Annotated in this window: 14 protein-coding genes; 7 read left to right on the top strand and 7 right to left on the bottom strand. The window is 37.2% G+C overall.

Going from position 1 to position 17456, the window contains the following annotated elements; translation table 11 throughout:
• Positions 1 to 4: 4 nt before the first annotated feature.
• From BUB25_RS01215 to BUB25_RS01190, 6 genes are all read right to left on the bottom strand, one after another.
• Positions 5 to 364 (bottom strand): DUF488 domain-containing protein, encoded by a 360-nt coding sequence (locus tag BUB25_RS01215; protein ID WP_072938545.1) that lies wholly within the window; start codon positions 362 to 364, stop codon positions 5 to 7.
• 31 nt (positions 365 to 395) lie between these two features.
• A complete protein-coding gene (locus BUB25_RS01210; RefSeq protein WP_072938542.1) occupies positions 396 to 1067 on the bottom strand; it encodes a ferredoxin reductase domain-containing protein in 672 nt (223 codons plus the stop codon).
• 241 nt (positions 1068 to 1308) lie between these two features.
• Positions 1309 to 1857, bottom strand: coding sequence for a PepSY-associated TM helix domain-containing protein (locus BUB25_RS01205; RefSeq protein ID WP_072938539.1), 549 nt, complete (start codon positions 1855 to 1857; stop codon positions 1309 to 1311).
• Positions 1858 to 1982: 125 nt separating this feature from the next.
• Entirely contained in the window at positions 1983 to 4376 is a 2394-nt protein-coding gene (locus BUB25_RS01200; RefSeq protein WP_072938536.1) for a TonB-dependent siderophore receptor, read from the bottom strand.
• A gap of 198 nt (positions 4377 to 4574) precedes the next feature.
• Positions 4575 to 5054 (bottom strand): DUF6265 family protein, encoded by a 480-nt coding sequence (locus BUB25_RS01195; RefSeq protein WP_072938532.1) that lies wholly within the window; start codon positions 5052 to 5054, stop codon positions 4575 to 4577.
• Positions 5055 to 5243: 189 nt separating this feature from the next.
• Positions 5244 to 7535 carry a DNA topoisomerase 3 gene (locus BUB25_RS01190; RefSeq protein ID WP_072938529.1) on the bottom strand — a complete coding sequence of 764 codons (2292 nt, stop codon included), beginning with the start codon at positions 7533 to 7535 and terminating at the stop codon, positions 5244 to 5246.
• A 510-nt stretch (positions 7536 to 8045) separates the two neighbouring features.
• Here BUB25_RS01190 and BUB25_RS16385 point away from each other — a divergent pair.
• Both BUB25_RS16385 and BUB25_RS01185 read left to right on the top strand, forming a co-directional pair.
• Positions 8046 to 8225 (top strand): hypothetical protein, encoded by a 180-nt coding sequence (locus BUB25_RS16385; RefSeq protein ID WP_139256878.1) that lies wholly within the window; start codon positions 8046 to 8048, stop codon positions 8223 to 8225.
• 368 nt (positions 8226 to 8593) lie between these two features.
• Positions 8594 to 11080: a DUF4982 domain-containing protein gene (locus BUB25_RS01185; protein WP_084089371.1), complete on the top strand. Its 2487-nt coding sequence runs from the start codon at positions 8594 to 8596 to the stop codon at positions 11078 to 11080.
• A 195-nt stretch (positions 11081 to 11275) separates the two neighbouring features.
• On the opposite strand, the gene BUB25_RS01180 is transcribed toward BUB25_RS01185, so the two are convergent.
• Positions 11276 to 11788, bottom strand: a complete 513-nt coding sequence (locus BUB25_RS01180) for a hypothetical protein (RefSeq protein WP_072938525.1) — start codon at positions 11786 to 11788, stop codon at positions 11276 to 11278.
• Positions 11789 to 13150: 1362 nt separating this feature from the next.
• Between BUB25_RS01180 and prfA the strand changes: the two genes are divergently transcribed.
• From prfA to BUB25_RS01150, 5 genes are all read left to right on the top strand, one after another.
• Positions 13151 to 14227, top strand: a complete 1077-nt coding sequence (gene prfA, locus BUB25_RS01170; RefSeq protein WP_072938517.1) for a peptide chain release factor 1 — start codon at positions 13151 to 13153, stop codon at positions 14225 to 14227.
• Positions 14228 to 14273: 46 nt separating this feature from the next.
• Entirely contained in the window at positions 14274 to 14633 is a 360-nt protein-coding gene (locus BUB25_RS01165) for a four helix bundle protein (protein WP_072938514.1), read from the top strand.
• Positions 14634 to 14663: 30 nt separating this feature from the next.
• Complete coding sequence (gene pyrF, locus BUB25_RS01160; RefSeq protein WP_072938512.1) at positions 14664 to 15503, top strand: orotidine-5'-phosphate decarboxylase; 840 nt, start codon at positions 14664 to 14666, stop codon at positions 15501 to 15503.
• A gap of 222 nt (positions 15504 to 15725) precedes the next feature.
• Entirely contained in the window at positions 15726 to 16526 is an 801-nt protein-coding gene (locus BUB25_RS01155) for an ABC transporter substrate-binding protein (protein ID WP_072938509.1), read from the top strand.
• An 18-nt stretch (positions 16527 to 16544) separates the two neighbouring features.
• Positions 16545 to 17330, top strand: coding sequence for an alpha/beta fold hydrolase (locus tag BUB25_RS01150; protein WP_072938506.1), 786 nt, complete (start codon positions 16545 to 16547; stop codon positions 17328 to 17330).
• Positions 17331 to 17456 lie beyond the last annotated feature (126 nt).

Here is a 17456-nt window from a genome sequence, read left to right as displayed (position 1 = left end):
AACTTTATTGGGCTATCGAATTGTTTAGTATTTCTTGCAATAAAATGGCTTCATTGTGTGCTGTATCCCGAGCGGCATAGAGCAGCGTAATGCTTTGTTTTTTGAGATGATCTCTAATTATTTCCAAGTTTGCCGGATTTTCAGAAAGTTCCTTTGAATATTTTGATTTGAATTGCTCCCATTTTGTGGCATCATGGTCGAACCATTTTCGCAATTCAGTAGAGGGCGCGATTTCTTTAAGCCATAAATCGACGGCCGCTTTTTCCTTTGTGAGACCCCGAGGCCACAGGCGATCTACCAATATTCTGAATCCATCTTCAGCAGATGCCGGATCGTAAGCTCTTTTTATTCGTATCGTTTTCATCTTGCAATTAGACATTGTTTGGCAATAGCAGCTAATAGGCTTCTTTGATGATGTCTTTGTCCGTTATATTGATATGGTGCAACTGTTTGATGATGGCGTCCATCATTGGCGGCGGACCGCAAACATAAAATTTATGGGTATGCTCGTCGATTTTTGATTTCAAAAAATCTTCGGTTATAAATCCATGATCATAGCCATTGAGATTTTCGTCTGAGAGTATATTTATAAAATTTGCACCAAGTAAACGGCTGAATTCTTCTTCATGAATGATGTCTTGCTTGGTTTTGTTGGCAAAAATCAATTTGTTATTTCCAATTTTATTATTGGATTCAAGATTTCTGAAAATCGAAATAAAGGGAGTGACTCCGGCACCTCCGGCAATAAAAATGCCTTCATCGGTATAGCCGATGTCTCCGAAAATGTCATGTAAAATAAGCTCATCACCAGCTTTGAGTTTCAGCAATTCATTGGTAACTCCTTGGTGACTGGGATAGGTTTTGATGGTAAATTCCAGGAAATCATCTTTGGGTAAGGAGGTAAAAGTGAAAGGACGTTTTTTATCTTTCCAGCCGTCTTTATTGATTGAAATTTCGGTTGCCTGACCTGGCTTAAATTCGATATCTTTTGGTTTTTCAAGGACTATTCTAAGTACATCGTGGGTGACATGCTCAGCAGATTTTACTTTTACGGTGTAGTTTTGCATGGCTTACTAAGTTTAAAGATTTATTTTTTATGATGCGTTTGATACTTAAAAATAAAACACTTCGTATTGATTGTCATAAAGTTACGAAAAAGTTGCCGTAGATTGTAATACGCTTTTTTTAAAGTAAAATAATAATTCCGGTCAAGGCAAACTTATATTAGGTCTAGCTATAGTAAATGGGTCATAAACAAAAAAAAATCCGTGGCAACACGGATTTTTAGGTAGTAAGTATTTTGATTTTTTAGGCCAGGAAAAACAAGAAAATTAAAGGGAATATTATTCCGGCCAAAGCCAGTTTCCAGCCGCGTTCCTTGAAGCTGAACTTTCCGGCCTTTACCATTATAGTTCCCGTAAGTGCAATAATGATTAAACTCAGGGCAAAAATATCGGAATAATAAATCCAGAAATCCGAAGTGCTTTTATGCAATTTCATCGTTTGGCTGATGATTGGCGTTTTCAAGAATGATACAATTTCTCCTTTTCCCGTTTTGATATCAATTTCGACATCGTGTTTTTCAAAAGAGATTTTTAAGTTTTCTTTTTTAATCGTATGACGTCTGAATTTATCATCGATGCCCAATTCCTTTCCTAAATTTTTAGCATATTTTTCGGTAATTTCGTCTTCAGCAGGGAGTTTTACTTCGATCGCTTTGGTCTCAATAGTATATTTTTCAGGATGCCAATAGTCTCGGTGATTCATCATAAGCCCTGATAAAGCGAAGGAAACAATAAGTCCAATATAGAAGTAACCTAAATCTCTGTGTAAGTTACGGAAAGTTTTTTTGTTCATTGTAGCTGCTGTTTTGTGTTTGCGAAAATAATCTATTTTGGTATTATAATTCAAAAACTTTTTGCTGTTTTGATAGTTGTTCCAAGTCAGGAAAAAGTTTTTTAATCACAATGTTCTGATTGTTTTTAGAACTTGTATTTTAATGCAGTCATTACTTGACGTGGAGCAATTGGATTTACACTGTAATTTTCGTGAACGGTATAATTCAATTCATTAGTAAGGTTAGACAGTTTACACAATATTGAGAATTTTCCCCATTCGTAACCAGCAGAAACATCTATGGTTGTGTAAGCTTCCAGTGGAATTTCTCTGTCGAAAATTCCGTTAGCTTCTGTCGCTTTATATTGGTTGTTCCATCCGCCCACTCTTTGTCCGATATAATTTGCATTTGCTCCAAAAGAGATTCCTTTCAATACTCCTGAAGGCAAGGTATAAAAGAAGCTTAAGTTAGCCGTGTTTGCCGGTGTTCTGGCCAGACGATCGCCTACAATAAAGCTTCCTTCAAGTCCTGAAGTTTTAGTGTAGCGCATGTCGTTATAGCTGTAGCCAGCCATTATGCTTAGGCCTTCTGTAGGGCGAGCGGTGATGTCCAGTTCCACACCTTTGCTTTTGGTTGATCCGCTCAAGACCTTTATGCTGGTATCGGTATTGGCTGATCCGTCCGCTTTAAATTCGGCAGTTTGAGCTAAATTACTGTTCTCAATTTGGTATAAGGTAATGTTTGTGCTCAATAAACCTCTCCAAAAATCTTTCTTGATTCCCAACTCGTATTGATCGATTATGGAAGGTTTTATTACTTTTAGATCTGCTGTTGTTCCCGTATTTGGGGTAAACGAATTAGAATAACTGGCAAATAATGACATGTCTTGTGTCGGTTGAAAAACCAGACCTAACTTTGGAGTAAAAGCTTGATCGATGCGGTTGGCGTCTTTTTTAATTGCAACAGGGCTCTTAGTTAAATCAAGATTTTTTGCCTGAGCTTCCTGCCATGACCAACGTAATCCTGCCAATACTTTGAATTTATCGGTAAGTGAGATTAAATCTTGGGCATAGATTCCAAAACGGTTCGTATCTGTTTTTACTATTTTGGTATTTGTACCGTCTGGAATAGCGCCTCCTTGATCAAAATTATCAAAGTCAAAGATGTTACCGCTTCCATACGTTTTTGGATCAAATGTAAAAGTGTAGGCTTGTGCAAATGAATTTTCAAAATCAACTCCTGTAAATAGCTGGTGTTTTATTTTACCGGTAACAAAATTTCCTTGTAAACTAATTTGCTCGCCAATGATTTGTTCCAGATTTTTGTTTTGTCCCAATGGTCTTTCCCAGTCACCGTTGCTTTTTGGTTGGATGCGTTCTGTACCTTTTGAGGTTCTGTTGTAATTTTGAAATGAACTGTTGAAATTCAGTTTCCAATTGTCATTAAATTCGTGTTTCACTAATCCCGAAACGCTGGCTTGTCTGGTTTGACCGTTTGACCAGGTTGCCCCTAGATAGGTATTTCTTGGGATATCTATAATTTCTTTGCCGATGATTGCTGTTCCAAAATCAGGAGTCCAATTGTCGTGTAAATAATCTCCCTGCAATATAATTTCGGTTTTGTCACTTGCTTTAAAAAGTACCGATGGGTTGATATAATAGCGTTCTTTTTTTACAACATCCCTGAAACTCTCAGAGTTTTCATAAGAACCGGTAAAACGGTAGGCAATCGTTTTGTTTAACGGGCCGTAAATGTCAACCGAAGGTTTGTAGAAAGCATTGCTTCCCATTTGCATGCTAAGTTCTCCACCTTTCCTAAAAGAGGGTTTTTTGGTCACCATATTCAAGATTCCTCCCGGAGCAACATTACCAAATAATAAGGCGGCACTTCCTTTAAGCACTTCTATTCTTTCTAACGAAGATACTTCTGGAATGGAACCATTGTTGAAACGGAAACCGTTTTTAAACATATTATTGGATGACATATCATAACCTCTGGACCAGAATGATTCTTGGGCACCTCCACGGGCTGAACCTACGTATACCCCGTTTACGTTTTTAATTACATCGCTCAATCGTATCGCTTGTTGCTGCTCAATAACATGATGACTCACTATTTGTATGCTTTGAGGCAGGTCTATTGGCTTTATGTCTAAACCGGATAGCACGGTCTCTCTTTTTTTATTGGGAGTCTGTTTAATTTTAATTACCAATTCTTTTAAGGTAGTAATGTCTTCAACTAATCTGAATTCCACAAAATTTGTTTGGTTGGCCAAAACTTTAATTTCTTTGGATTGTTTTTTCATGCCGCTTCCTTCCAAAGTAATGGTATGGCTTCCGGTAGGAAAATTGACAAAGTTAAACTCACCATTGCTATCAGTTTGGGTTGTTTTTGCTTCTTTTCCCAGTTTGATTGCTATCCCGGGAAGAGGGAATCCATCTGCAGAAAGTATTTTTCCTTCAATGATTCCGGATTCTTGGGCCTGTATATAAAATGATGTAAATAATAAGACAAATAGTATTCTAATTTGATTGCTCATAATTGTTTATTTGGAATAATTAAAAATAACGATGCAAATATAGAAACTGATTTTGGTTTGGCAAAACTTATTTAGATTAAATATGAATAGAGGAATAAGGTTTGTTTTTAGCTTGTTGTTATTCAGTAAATTAATAGCGAAAAAAAACTTGCTTTTTTAGAGCAAGTTGGTTTGATTAGCGGGAGATTAGCTTTTTTTTTATTTGATTTTAGTCATGGAATATTTTTCTGAACTTGGTTTTCCAAATTGCAGACCTGATATTTCAGCAGTCAAACTTTGGTTTGAAATTTGTTTGTAGCTGATTTTTTGTGGATAATCGTGTTTCGGATTTTCAAAACGCAATTCCTTTTCGGTGGTTTCTATTAGTTTAAAGCGAACAGCCTTATCATCGTTTTGTCCTTTTACGCTGGCAATATAATCAAGTTCCTCTCCGGTTTGTTGCAATAGTATCGTTTCAAAATGTAAGGTATCCTTATCTTTTATGAAATAAGATTGTCCTTTATAAGTGCTGTCATTCAATTTCTCCCAATTTTCAGAAAGTGTTCCTTCCGGCGTTTTGGTTTCCCATTTCCCAAGGAGCCAATGCGCCATTTTAATTTTGTCTTTTTCGTTTGAATCAGAATTTTTGCAGGAAATAATGGCTAATAAAAGCAGTATAAGAGTTGTTTTTTGAATCATGGGGGTAAATATTTGCGGTTATTTTGAATAAGCTAAAGTATAAAAAATTAGCATAATGTCCCTTTTTTAGTTTTGTAATATTAGCGCAAACGGATGAGTTAAAAACAACCGCTATCTAAAGGTTTAACATATAGGTAATCGTTTTTTAGAGTGAGCTTAAAAAAACTGATCTGACTTATATGTTTAAAATTAAATACTCTCTTTCAAGATAGCATGAACCAGTTCTCTGGTTGGTTTTTGATCTTTTAGTTTTGCTCTAACCACATCAAAAGTCACTTTGAAGTCACAGCCCAGTTTGTAATTACCGCAACCATAGGCCGTTTTTCCTTTTAGAACGGTGCCTTTTTGACATTTGGGGCAAGACAATTCATCCGATGTTGTTTTGGTCACAGTCTTTTTGGGTTCTAAAACCAATTTGAAGTTTTCATCAAAACGCAGCAAACCTTCTACAGCGCCGGCATCGGTTTTGAAGTCTTTCAAGTTTACGGTTGAACCTTTTTGAAGCAATCTCAGGTATTGATTCTCGGATATTTTTTTTTCGGCAAAACTAAAAGGCAATAGGAAATTACAGCCCGCTTTATAATCGGCACATCCATAAGCCTGTTTTCCTTTGATCAAGGTTGATTTTTTACATTTTGGGCAGGCTTCCGCCAAAATCCCTGCGACTTTCTTTTTCTCCACCCTAGCCAGTTGCTTTTGAGTGCTTTCGGCATGAGAAATATTGGCGTGTCTGGTTTCACTTCGAACTTCATAAACCAAAGCTTCGACCATGCGTTTCATATTATTGATAAAAGCGCCAGCGGTAAAGCTGCCTTTTTCAATGTCTTTCAACTGCTTTTCCCAACTTCCTGTCAATTCAGCCGACTTGATCAATTCATTTTGAACGGTGTCAATCAGCTGGATTCCCGTTGGCGTTGGCAATACTTGTTTTTTGTTTCGAACGATGTATTGGCGTTTAAACAGCGTTTCAATAATGTTGGCTCGTGTTGACGGGCGACCAATGCCGTTTTCTTTCATCAATTCGCGTAAATCTTCATCATCGACCTGTTTTCCTGCAGTTTCCATCGCTCGCAACAAAGTCGCCTCGGTAAACTGATTGGGCGGTTTGGTTTCTTTTTCTAAAAACGAAGGCTGATGTGGCCCTTTTTCGCCTACAACAAAACTCGGCAATATATCGGCCTCTTTTTCTTTGGCGTTTGAATCTTCAAAAACAATGCGCCATCCTTTTTTCAGGATTTCCTTTCCGGTGGTTTTGAAGCTTACATCGGCTGCTTTTCCTATTACCGTGGTATTGGCGACCAAACAATCATCATAGAAAACGGCAATAAAACGCTTTACAATAATGTCATACACTTGCTGTTGGTTGTATTGCAAGTTGGTTTGAATTCCCGTTGGAATTATTGCGTGGTGATCGGTTACTTTCTTGTCGTTGAAAACCTTGGGCGATTTCTTGATCTTCTTTTCCAAAAGCGGTTGCGTCAGTGCGGCATAATTGCTTAATTTTTGCAAAATACCGGGCACTTTTGGATAAATATCATTCGGCAAGAACGTGGTGTCCACTCTGGGATAAGTAACTACCTTTTGTTCGTATAAGGTTTGGACAATTTTAAGCGTTTCATCGGCCGAAAATCCAAACTTGGTATTGCAATACACCTGTAAGCCTGTTAAATCAAACAGTTTTGGAGCATATTCATTGCCGTTTTTTCTTTCGACAGCGACAATTTCGAAATCACTTTCCTGGACTTTATGGGCTAAAAGTTCTCCGTCTTCTTTTTTCAAAAAACGACCTTCCTCATAGCTGAAAAGCGTTTCTCGATATAAGGTTTGCAGCTCCCAATAGGGTTGCGGTTTGAAATTTTCAATTTCTTTGAAGCGATCCACGACCATGGCCAGCGTAGGGGTTTGCACCCGTCCGATAGACAATACTTGCTTGTAACCGCCGTGTTTTACGGTGTACAAACGGGTGGCGTTCATGCCCAATAACCAGTCGCCAATAGCTCTGGAAAAACCGGCATAATATAAATTGTCGTAATTAGCCGATGGTTTCAGGTTTTCAAAACCTTCTTTGATGGCTTCGGTGGTTAGGGACGAAATCCACAAGCGTTGTACCTCGCCTTTGTAATTGGCCTCGTTCATCACCCAGCGCTGAATGAGTTCCCCTTCCTGGCCGGCATCCCCGCAGTTGATGACCAGCTCGGCTTTGTCAAATAGCGCTTTTATGATTTTGAATTGCTTTTGGATCCCCGAATTTTGTACCACTTTGGTTTCGAATTTTTCGGGCAGCATCGGCAGGTTGTTCAGATCCCAACTTTTCCAATAGGATTTGTAGTCGTTGGGTTCTTTTAAGGTGCATAAATGGCCAAAGGTATAGGTCACGGCATAGCCGTTGCCTTCGTAATAGCCATCGTGTTTGGTATTGGCTCCCAAAACGGATGCGATTTCACGGGCTACACTTGGTTTCTCGGCAATACAGACCTTCATTTTCTCCTTCTAATTTAAGGGCGCAAATTAGGAATTTAGATTTTGGTATTAAAGATAAAGTGGCAGGAGTTATGAACGGGATAAATAGAGGAGGAGGTGTTGGTATAAATGAAGCTGTTTTTGTCCATGCATTATCCATACACTATCTATGCATTATCTATATATTATCGATACTATATCTATGCTATATTAGTACTATATTAGTACTATATCTATGCTATATGACGAGTCATTGACCCGTCCTGAAATAACTATACAGCTTATTAAATAAATCCTGTTATTGCTATGCAAATACAAAAATAATCCTTGATCCTGAACTTACTATACATCGTTTTTTTTCATAGTTAAGTTTTTTATTATCATTCTTCCATCTCTCTTTCAAGTTCTCTGATTGTAGATGAGCTTGATTTGGGTTAAATCATCACAACTTGAATGAGGTCTTATTTCATTATAGACTTTTATACTTCTCTTTATCTGATTGTAGGTTTGTTCAAAGCCTAATTGGCTACTATGAAGATTGAACTCTGTTTTGATGATTCCGTTTGCAAGAAAAACAGCATCAATCCATCTAAATGGTTACCTCATGTTCTTGAAAATACCAATTACAGCAAATCTTCAGAATCTTCTTCGTCAATACATCCATCAGAATTTATTAGGCTAAGACAGTTGCTGGGGTGGATTGGAAGCTGATGAAATGCTTTTTTAGAAAAATGGAGGTTGCTTTTTTTATTCATTTTTTATTGGTGTAATTTTAAAAAAAATGGCAAAAAAACTGGTGGGCAGTGGTGTGTAAATTAAGCAAACTATTCTATTTTTGAGCATTGCTATTGTAAAACAGCAACCATAAGTTTTGATTTGAATACCATTTGGTATTGATGTCTAAAAAGGGTGCCCTTAGCTCAATCTATGGGCTAAAAAAGATTTGGACATACAGAAACATTCATTGAGTTTTGAAGTGCCTAAACATGGAGTTGTTCTTTTGACTGTCGATCGGAGATCAAAGCCGTTCCATATTTTCCAGAATAAATAATGATATAAACCTTTAGTTAAGTACCCGCATGAAGAATAGTAAACTAAAATTAATTATAAAAAACGTGGTGAATTACAAGCTCTTTAGTATTGTCTTATTCGGTTTAATTTTTACAGTACCCACTTTTGGACAGCAGACCACGAGGGAGGTTTTGACTTTAGAAAAAAATTGGCGTTTTCACAAAGGGGATGTTGCCAATGGGTATTCTGAATCGTTAAACGATTCAAAATGGGAAAAAGTGACTGTGCCGCACGATTGGGCAATAAAAGGGCCTTTTGATAAAGCCATCGATATACAGAACGTAGCTATTGTTCAAAACGGGGAAAAAGCCGCCACCGAAAAAACAGGTCGAACAGGAGCATTACCTTACATCGGCGTTGGTTGGTATCGCAATGAATTTGCTATACCCAATTTTGATTCCAATAAAAAGGTACTTCTTCTCTTTGAAGGTGCGATGAGTGAGCCGGAGATCTTTATCAATGGTAAAAAAATAGGGGGTTGGAATTATGGTTATAGTTATTTTTATTTTGATATAACAGCACACGTCTTGGGTAATTTAAAAAACACTTTGGCAGTTAAATTGACCAATAGAGAGTTGTCCTCCCGCTGGTATCCTGGTGCCGGTTTGTATCGAAATGTACGTCTTATTGTCAAAAACAACGAAAGTATCGATCAATGGGGTACGTTTATAACTACGCCTACAATTAGCCCTGAATTTGCGAAAGTGAATATCAAAACCAAGGTTTCCGGACAGCATCTTAGATTAGTAAGCCGCATTATAGATGCAACCGGTAATACAGTCGCGATTGATAGCACAGCTACTATTTATGGAAATGAATTTGAGCAGAATATCGCGGTAAAGAATCCAAAATTATGGAGTCCGGAAACCCCATATTTGTACACGTCTGTTTCGAAACTCTATGTTGGAAATACCTTAAAAGACGAAACTTCAACCAAATTCGGGATTCGAAAAATAAAATATGAAGCCAATAAAGGATTCAGTTTAAATGACTCGATTATCAAGTTTAAGGGAGTGTGTCTGCATCACGATTTAGGGCCAATTGGTACTGCCGTAAACAAGGCGGCCTTGCGCAGGCAACTAACAATTCTAAAAGATATGGGAGCCAATGCCATTCGAAGTTCACATAATATGCCTTCTTTGGAGCAGTTGGAATTATGCGACGAAATGGGCTTTTTGTTTTTAGCAGAAAGCTTTGATGAATGGGCGAAACCCAAAGTAGAGAATGGCTACCATCGCTATTTTGAAACAGATGCAGAAAAAGATATTGTAAACCTCGTTCATGCTACTCGAAATCACCCAAGTATTGTTATGTGGAGTTCCGGAAACGAAGTTCCTGATCAATGGGGAAGTGAAGGCGCAAAACGTGCCAAATGGTTGCAAGATATTTTTCATAGAGAAGATCCAACTAGACCTGTAACCGTAGGTATGGATCAAGTGGAGGCCACCATGGCATCAGGATTTGGCGCAGTATTGGATATTCCAGGTTTGAATTATAGAGTGCATTTATACGATAAAGCATATAAGGCTTTTCCGCAAGGATTAATTCTAGGTTCAGAAACCGCTTCGACGGTGAGTTCGAGAGGAATCTATAAGTTTCCTGTTGTAGCGGCAAAGATGAAGGAATACGATGATTTTCAATCCTCTTCTTATGATTTAGAAGCCTGCAGTTGGTCTAATATTCCAGATGAAGATTTTGTTTTGCAAGATGATAAGCCTTGGGTCATTGGCGAATTTGTCTGGACAGGTTTTGATTATTTAGGCGAACCTACTCCTTATGATACGAAGTGGCCTTCACGTAGTTCTTATTTTGGGATTAATGATTTGGCAGGTTTGCCCAAAGACCGCTATTATCTGTATCGCAGTCGTTGGAATATAAAAGAAAAAACCTTGCATATGCTTCCGCACTGGAATTGGGAAGGGCGCGAGGGCGAAGTAACCCCTGTTTTTGTCTATACAAGCTATAATAGCGCCGAACTTTTTGTCAATGGAAAAAGTATGGGTATTCAGAAAAAAAACAATAGCTCGCCTACAAACAGATACCGTTTAATGTGGATGGATGTTAAATATGAGCCAGGAACTATAAAAGTGGTGGCTTTTGACGATGACGGAAAGGCTGTTGCAGAACAAGAAACGCATACAGCAGGGAAACTTTATAGATTAGTATTGGAAGCCGATAAAACAGAATTGGATGCAGATGGCAAGGATTTGTCGTTTGTAACGGTATCTGTGGTGGATAAAAAGGGTATTCCATGTCCGACAGCAACCAATCAATTGCAATTTAATGTTAAAGGAGAAGGGGTTTTTCGCGCAGCCTGTAATGGTGATGCGACTTCGCTGGAACTATTTCATTTGCCAACTATGAAATTGTTTAGTGGTAAATTGGTTGTTTTGGTTCAGTCAACCTCAAGCGCTGGCGAGATAGAATTGAAGGTCTCAGGAAAAGGATTGCAAACTGCAAAAATAAAAATAGCTACCAAAGAGGAATTAAAATAGCTAATTGGTTTTTGGTACGAACAAAATGTTCCAGTGCTTTGGGCGAGCTGAAATCACATCCAGTTTGTCTGTTGTTTTATTTGTTTATCGCTATGAGGAACAATTTCATTAAAATTAAAGTAATCGCATTGCAAACACCAGGATTGCGCTTTTCATTACAAACGAGCAGCAGCTGCGAGAATAAAAGAAAATAACTTAGTTTTTATTATCTTCTTGAATAATTAATTTTAAGGAGTTGATATAGTCGGTGTCAAATTCAATTGCTCTTATTTTTTTAGGTTTGAAACTCATTTCTCCCTCAAATTTTCCTTCTGGGCCTAAAAAATCCATGACCAACTCTCGGTCATTGATCTCGATGAGTCTACCCAGATAAACCGCTTTGTCAGACTTTTTCATAATCTGAAAAATTTCATATTTATGCGCTAAAAAATGGATAATGGTTTCTAAATCAGTAAGCGGTATTATTTCTTCGGCACTGGTTCTTAAACCTTTTAATTTAATGACTCTTTCGGTGAATTCATGGTCTTTGTCTTGGGTAATCGATTTTACATTTTTGTTTTTCAAAATCGTATAACCATCAATAATAAAATCAACGGGATTGTTTTTAATCAAAATCCAATCTTCGGTCCAATCAATCAGAAAGCCGGTAAAAAGGTCTTTTTTATCTTCAAATTCAATTGTAATCAATTGACGCAAATATTTTTCCATGATAGTATGTCGCTTTTTTGAGCAAATATGATTTGATCTCAGTGGTATTTTTAACCTCTCAAGTTAAGAATATTATGGGGAATTACAAAGTTTTTTATCATATCAAAAGAAAGGCGATGCGAACCCTTCGCAGCGTTATTACGATTTTTTTTGTTGTAATGACTTGTATATACTTCGCATGGCCTTGGGGTGATTATTAAGAAATGACAGTAGCCACAAAAAAAATGTAAATAATTAGAATGAATAATTGCTGCCTAAATTTTGAACTAGGCTTATCTTTGTTAAAAATAATTCGCTGGATAGTCTGGCATCATAAAAAAAACCAAAGCTCGGACTTTGGTTTTAGGTGATAGAGTTATTAACTCTAAATATAAAATACTATGGAGTACATAGATAATTTATTTTGTATGTTATGTATCTATTTAATTGGATACGTAGTAAAGCAGATTAGAAAGTTAATCTTTGAGATTAAAATAAAACGCTAATCTTAGAATTTAATTCCCACTGGTATTAGATTTATTTTCTGGGACTGGTGGGTATTCTTTGCAAAGGTATTAAAAATGTATATTAAAGAATTTATTTATTATACATTTTTTACATAAATTAAGATCAAGGAGTCTTTCCTGAAGTGAGCGGTATGCCTGAGCGGTTAGCTTTTGATAGTAAGTTAATTCGTTGATAGCAAGTGTTTTGATTGTGAAATTGTATTACTTGCTCAGTTTGTGCTACGAGTCGGGAGACTTCGCAGAGCCATCACGATTGTATTTTGTTGTTTTTACTGGTTTATACTTTGCAGAGTTGGATGGTTGTGTGTACGAGCAAGATGCTCGCACCAGCCTTTTCGACTTCGCAGAGCCATCATGATTGTATTTTGTTGTTTCTACTTCGCAGAGGATGATTCTAATTTTAGCATACTTTATTTTCCTGTCTTTGTAGATTATTGGAATGGCTACGAAGTCGGGAGACTTCGCAGAGCCATCATGATTGTATTTTGTTGTTTTTACTGGTTTATACTTTGCAGAGTTGGGTGGTTGTGTGTACGAGCAAGATGCTCGCACCAGCCTTTGCGACTTCGCAGAGCCATCATGATTGTATTTTGTTGTTTTTACTGGTTTATACTTTACAGAGTTGGGTGGTTGTGTGTACGAGCAAGATGCTCGCACCAGCTTTTGCGACTTCGCAGAGCCATTACGATTGTATTTTGTTGTTTTTACTGGTTTATATTTCGCAGAGCTGGGGCTTTTTTGCCAGAAAAAGAGACAGTGGATAGCCTGAAAAAGCAGCTGAAAAACTTGAAACATCAAATAGAAAACTTTAAATAAAAATTTCGTAATTTTGCACTCCAATAAAAGGACTAAGATTATGTTAGATAGACTTCAAATAGTAAAACAACGTTTCGATGAGATTTCGGATTTGATCATCCAACCGGATGTGATTTCGGATCAGAAGCGTTATGTGCAGCTGAATAAAGAGTATAAGGATCTAAAGGCTTTGGCTGAAAAAAGAGATGAATATGTTCTTTTGATGGCTAATATTGATGAAGCCAATGAAATAATAGCGGATGGAAGTGATGCAGATATGACCGAAATGGCCAAGATGCAACTCGAAGAAGCGAAGGAAAGATTGCCGGAACTGGAGGAAGAAATCAAATTTATGTTGATTCCCAAAGATCCAGAAGATGCCAAAAATGTTATGGTGGAAATTCGTGCCGGAACGGGTGGGGATGAAGCGAGTATTTTTGCCGGAGATTTGTTCCGTATGTATACTAAATATTGTGAGAACAGAGGTTGGAGAACTTCGGTTGTGGATATGAATGAAGGAACTTCGGGTGGTTTCAAAGAGGTTATTTTTGAAGTTTCGGGAGAAGATGTGTACGGAACTTTGAAGTTTGAAGCTGGTGTTCACCGTGTGCAGCGTGTTCCCCAAACGGAAACTCAAGGCCGTGTTCATACCTCGGCGGCGACTGTTATGGTATTGCCAGAGGCGGAGGAATTTGACGTTCAAATCGATATGAATGATGTGCGTGTGGATTTCTTTTGTTCGTCAGGACCTGGTGGACAATCGGTAAATACAACTAAATCGGCCGTGCGTTTGACACACATTCCTACCGGATTAGTGGCCCAATGTCAGGATCAAAAATCACAGCACAAAAATAAAGATAAGGCCTTAACGGTATTGCGTTCCCGTTTGTACGAGCAGGAATTGGCCAAAAAAGAAGCGGAAGATGCTACAAAACGTACTTCACAAGTGAGTTCAGGTGACCGTTCTGCCAAAATACGTACTTACAATTATGCCCAAGGTCGTGTAACGGATCACCGTGTAGGATTGACTTTGTATGATCTGGGAAATATCATGAATGGTGACATTCAGAAAATTGTTGACGAATTGCAATTGGTGAACAATATGGAGAAATTGAAAGAAGCCAGCGAGATTTTTTAAATAGGTCTTAGGTTTTAGGTCCTAGGTTTTTGTAAAATTAAAATATATGAGAAACTTTAGAGATTTGGAAGTTTGGAAATGTTCGGTTAATCTAGTAAAGAAAATTTACATTATTACCGGTACATTTCCGAATGAGGAAAAATTTGGTTTAGTTTCTCAAATTAACAGATGTTCAGTTTCGATTCCCTCGAACATAGCGGAAGGCTGTTCCAGAAGTTCCCAAAAAGATTTCTCTCGTTTTTTGCAGATTAGTTTGGGGTCTTCTTTTGAGTTGGAAACCCAAATAGAAATAGCTAAAGAAATTGGTTTCATTAATGAAGAGTTATATTTGGATGTTATTTTAGAGTTAAATTCAATACAAAAAAGAATACAATCTTTGAAAAAATATGTTGATTCCAAAGTCTGATCCCAGCACCCAACACCAAACACCCGAAAAATGACTACACAACAATTAATTGAGCAAATTAAGATTAAAAAATCCTTCCTATGTGTTGGATTGGATGTTGATTTGAATAAAATTCCACAGCATTTATTGGAACTGGAAGATCCTATTTTCGAATTCAATAAAGCGATTATCGATGCGACGCATGATTTGACGGTTTCCTATAAGCCCAATACCGCTTTTTATGAGGCTTATGGGATAAAAGGATGGATTTCATTGCAAAAAACCATCAATTACATCAACGAAAATTACCCTGAAGTCTTCACTATTGCCGATGCCAAACGCGGAGACATTGGAAATACTTCGTCAATGTATGCCAAGGCTTTTTTTGAGGATTTGAATTTTGACAGCGTGACCGTAGCTCCTTATATGGGGAAAGATTCGGTGGAGCCTTTTTTGGCTTTCGAAAATAAGCATACCATTATGTTGGCTTTGACTTCAAACGAAGGGGCTTTCGATTTTCAAACCTTAAATGTTTCCGACTCTTTGGGAGGAAAAGAATTGTACAAACAAGTTTTGGAAACCTCTAAAAGTTGGAAAAACAGCGAAAATCTGATGTATGTGGTAGGCGCTACCAAAGCCGAATATTTCACCGAAATCCGTAAAATTGTTCCTGACAGTTTCTTGTTGGTTCCTGGAGTAGGAGCGCAAGGAGGAAGCCTGAGCGAAGTTTGCAAATATGGTATGAATGCCAATGTGGGATTGCTTATTAATTCGTCTCGAGGGATTATTTATGCTTCAAACGGCACCGATTTTGCTGAAAAGGCAAGAGAAGAAGCCTTAAAAATGCAACAGCAAATGGAAGAGATTATTAGTTTGAAGTTTAAAGTATAAGAAGTTTCAAGTTTCAGGTTTCAAGTTTTTTGGAATGTAAATAAAATATTTTGAACACCATAAACCTTAATTTTTCTTAATTCCTTAATGGTTGAAGCTTTTAAACTTGATGTTTTTTTGAACCATTAAGGTATTAAGATTCATTAAGCTGGAGTAAATAACTTTGTGTACTTTGCGAAAAACCTAGCGACCTTTGCGGTTAAACTCGAAATCTTTTCAAACTTGAAACAAATAATTTTAGCTGATCAACTTGGAACTCAACATATATTTGAGACTTCACCTAGGCGAATCATTTCGCTGGTTCCTTCGCAAACGGAATTGTTGTATGATTTAGGTTTGGAAGACCGTATTGTTGGAATAACCAAATTCTGTGTGCATCCCTACCATTTTAAATCGACTAAGAAGATAGTTGGCGGTACTAAGAAAGTGCATTATGAAAAAATCCGTTTGTTGCAACCGGATATTATTATTTGTAACAAAGAGGAAAATACAAAGGAAATTGTTGAGGAATTGCGTAGAATATGCCGGGTTTGGGTTACTGATATTATCACGATTGAAGACAATTTCAGGATGATCAGTGATTTTGGACAGCTGTTCAACTGCAGAATCGAAGCCCAAAAATGGAATGATAAACTGGCTTTTGCCTTGAGTGATTTTAAAAATTTCATCAAAGACAAAAGGGTGAAAAAAGCAGCTTATTTTATTTGGAAAAATCCCTATATGGTTGCCGGTTCAGACAATTTTATCAATGAATTGCTGAAGCTGAATCATTTTAAAAACAGTTATGATACTCTAGGGCGTTATCCGGAAATACATATTGAAAAAATGCAAGAAGAGGGGAATCCAGAGATCATTTTTCTTTCCTCGGAGCCTTTCCCTTTTAAAAAAGAAGACGGCCATGAAATAGCGCAATTTGTTCCTGATGTTCCCATTATTTTGGTAGACGGAGAAATGTTTTCCTGGTATGGAAGTCGTCTTTTGAAAGCCTTTGATTATTTTAAAAAACTACATAAAACTTTATAAATTTAAAATCCTACGACAGTGATTAATTATACCATTTATGAAAATAAAAACAGCCAGCAGTGGGTGACTTTTGTCCACGGTGCCGGTGGGAGTTCCTCTATTTGGTTCAAACAAATCAGGGATTTTCAGAAACAGTATAATGTTTTGTTGTTGGATTTACGCGGGCATGGCAATTCCAAACCTTCGCTTAAAACGGCCCTTAAACAGAAATATACTTTTTCGGCTTTGGCCAATGATATCTTGGAAGTTTTGGATTTTCTCCAAATTCAGAAATCCCATTTTGTAGGGATTTCTTTGGGAACCATTTTAATCAGACAATTGGCTGAAATGTATCCGAAAAGGGTTCAAAGTATGGTTTTGGGAGGTGCGATTTTAAAAATGAACTTCCGTTCGCAGGTGTTAATGCGATTGGGGAATGCGTTTAAATATGTTTTGCCTTATTTGGTATTGTATCGTTTTTTTGCTTTTGTAATCATGCCCAAAAAGAATCATAAACAATCCCGTTTACTTTTTATCAATGAGGCCAAAAAATTATATCAAAAAGAGTTCATCAAATGGTTTAAACTCACGGCAGAAATTAATCCTGTGCTAAAATGGTTTCGTCAGGTGGAACTAAATATTCCCACACTATATGTTATGGGACAAGAAGATTATATGTTTTTGCCTTCCGTTCGAAAGGTGGTAGAGGCTCATTATAAATCCTCCAAGCTATTTGTGATTGAAAACTGTGGGCATGTGGTGAACGTGGAGCAACCAAATGTTTTTAATACCGCAGTACTCTCTTTTATGAATACTACAAAATAAAAATGCCGACATCCTAAAAATGTCGGCAAATTTTTAACTAACCAAAACCAATATAATAAATAACCAGTTTATTACCCTGCAAAGATCGTATATAAGTCCCTGTTAGGCTGTTAATATTTTGTTATT

The organism is Flavobacterium granuli (assembly GCF_900129705.1).
GTDB lineage: Bacteria > Bacteroidota > Bacteroidia > Flavobacteriales > Flavobacteriaceae > Flavobacterium > Flavobacterium granuli.
The sequence above is the reverse complement of the archived record's forward strand: the minus strand, read 5'-3'. Positions and strand labels throughout refer to the sequence as shown.

What these genes read in the sequence shown, in the direction of transcription:
- BUB25_RS01215 (WP_072938545.1), bottom strand. Translation starts at nt 364, where the DNA reads ATGAAAACGATACGAATAAAAAGAGCTTACGATCCGGCATCTGCTGAA.
- BUB25_RS01210 (WP_072938542.1), bottom strand. Translation starts at nt 1,067, where the DNA reads ATGCAAAACTACACCGTAAAAGTAAAATCTGCTGAGCATGTCACCCAC.
- BUB25_RS01205 (WP_072938539.1), bottom strand. Translation starts at nt 1,857, where the DNA reads ATGAACAAAAAAACTTTCCGTAACTTACACAGAGATTTAGGTTACTTC.
- BUB25_RS01200 (WP_072938536.1), bottom strand. Translation starts at nt 4,376, where the DNA reads ATGAGCAATCAAATTAGAATACTATTTGTCTTATTATTTACATCATTT.
- BUB25_RS01195 (WP_072938532.1), bottom strand. Translation starts at nt 5,054, where the DNA reads ATGATTCAAAAAACAACTCTTATACTGCTTTTATTAGCCATTATTTCC.
- BUB25_RS01190 (WP_072938529.1), bottom strand. Translation starts at nt 7,535, where the DNA reads ATGAAGGTCTGTATTGCCGAGAAACCAAGTGTAGCCCGTGAAATCGCA.
- BUB25_RS16385 (WP_139256878.1), top strand. Translation starts at nt 8,046, where the DNA reads ATGAAGATTGAACTCTGTTTTGATGATTCCGTTTGCAAGAAAAACAGC.
- BUB25_RS01185 (WP_084089371.1), top strand. Translation starts at nt 8,594, where the DNA reads ATGAAGAATAGTAAACTAAAATTAATTATAAAAAACGTGGTGAATTAC.
- BUB25_RS01180 (WP_072938525.1), bottom strand. Translation starts at nt 11,788, where the DNA reads ATGGAAAAATATTTGCGTCAATTGATTACAATTGAATTTGAAGATAAA.
- prfA (WP_072938517.1), top strand. Translation starts at nt 13,151, where the DNA reads ATGTTAGATAGACTTCAAATAGTAAAACAACGTTTCGATGAGATTTCG.
- BUB25_RS01165 (WP_072938514.1), top strand. Translation starts at nt 14,274, where the DNA reads ATGAGAAACTTTAGAGATTTGGAAGTTTGGAAATGTTCGGTTAATCTA.
- pyrF (WP_072938512.1), top strand. Translation starts at nt 14,664, where the DNA reads ATGACTACACAACAATTAATTGAGCAAATTAAGATTAAAAAATCCTTC.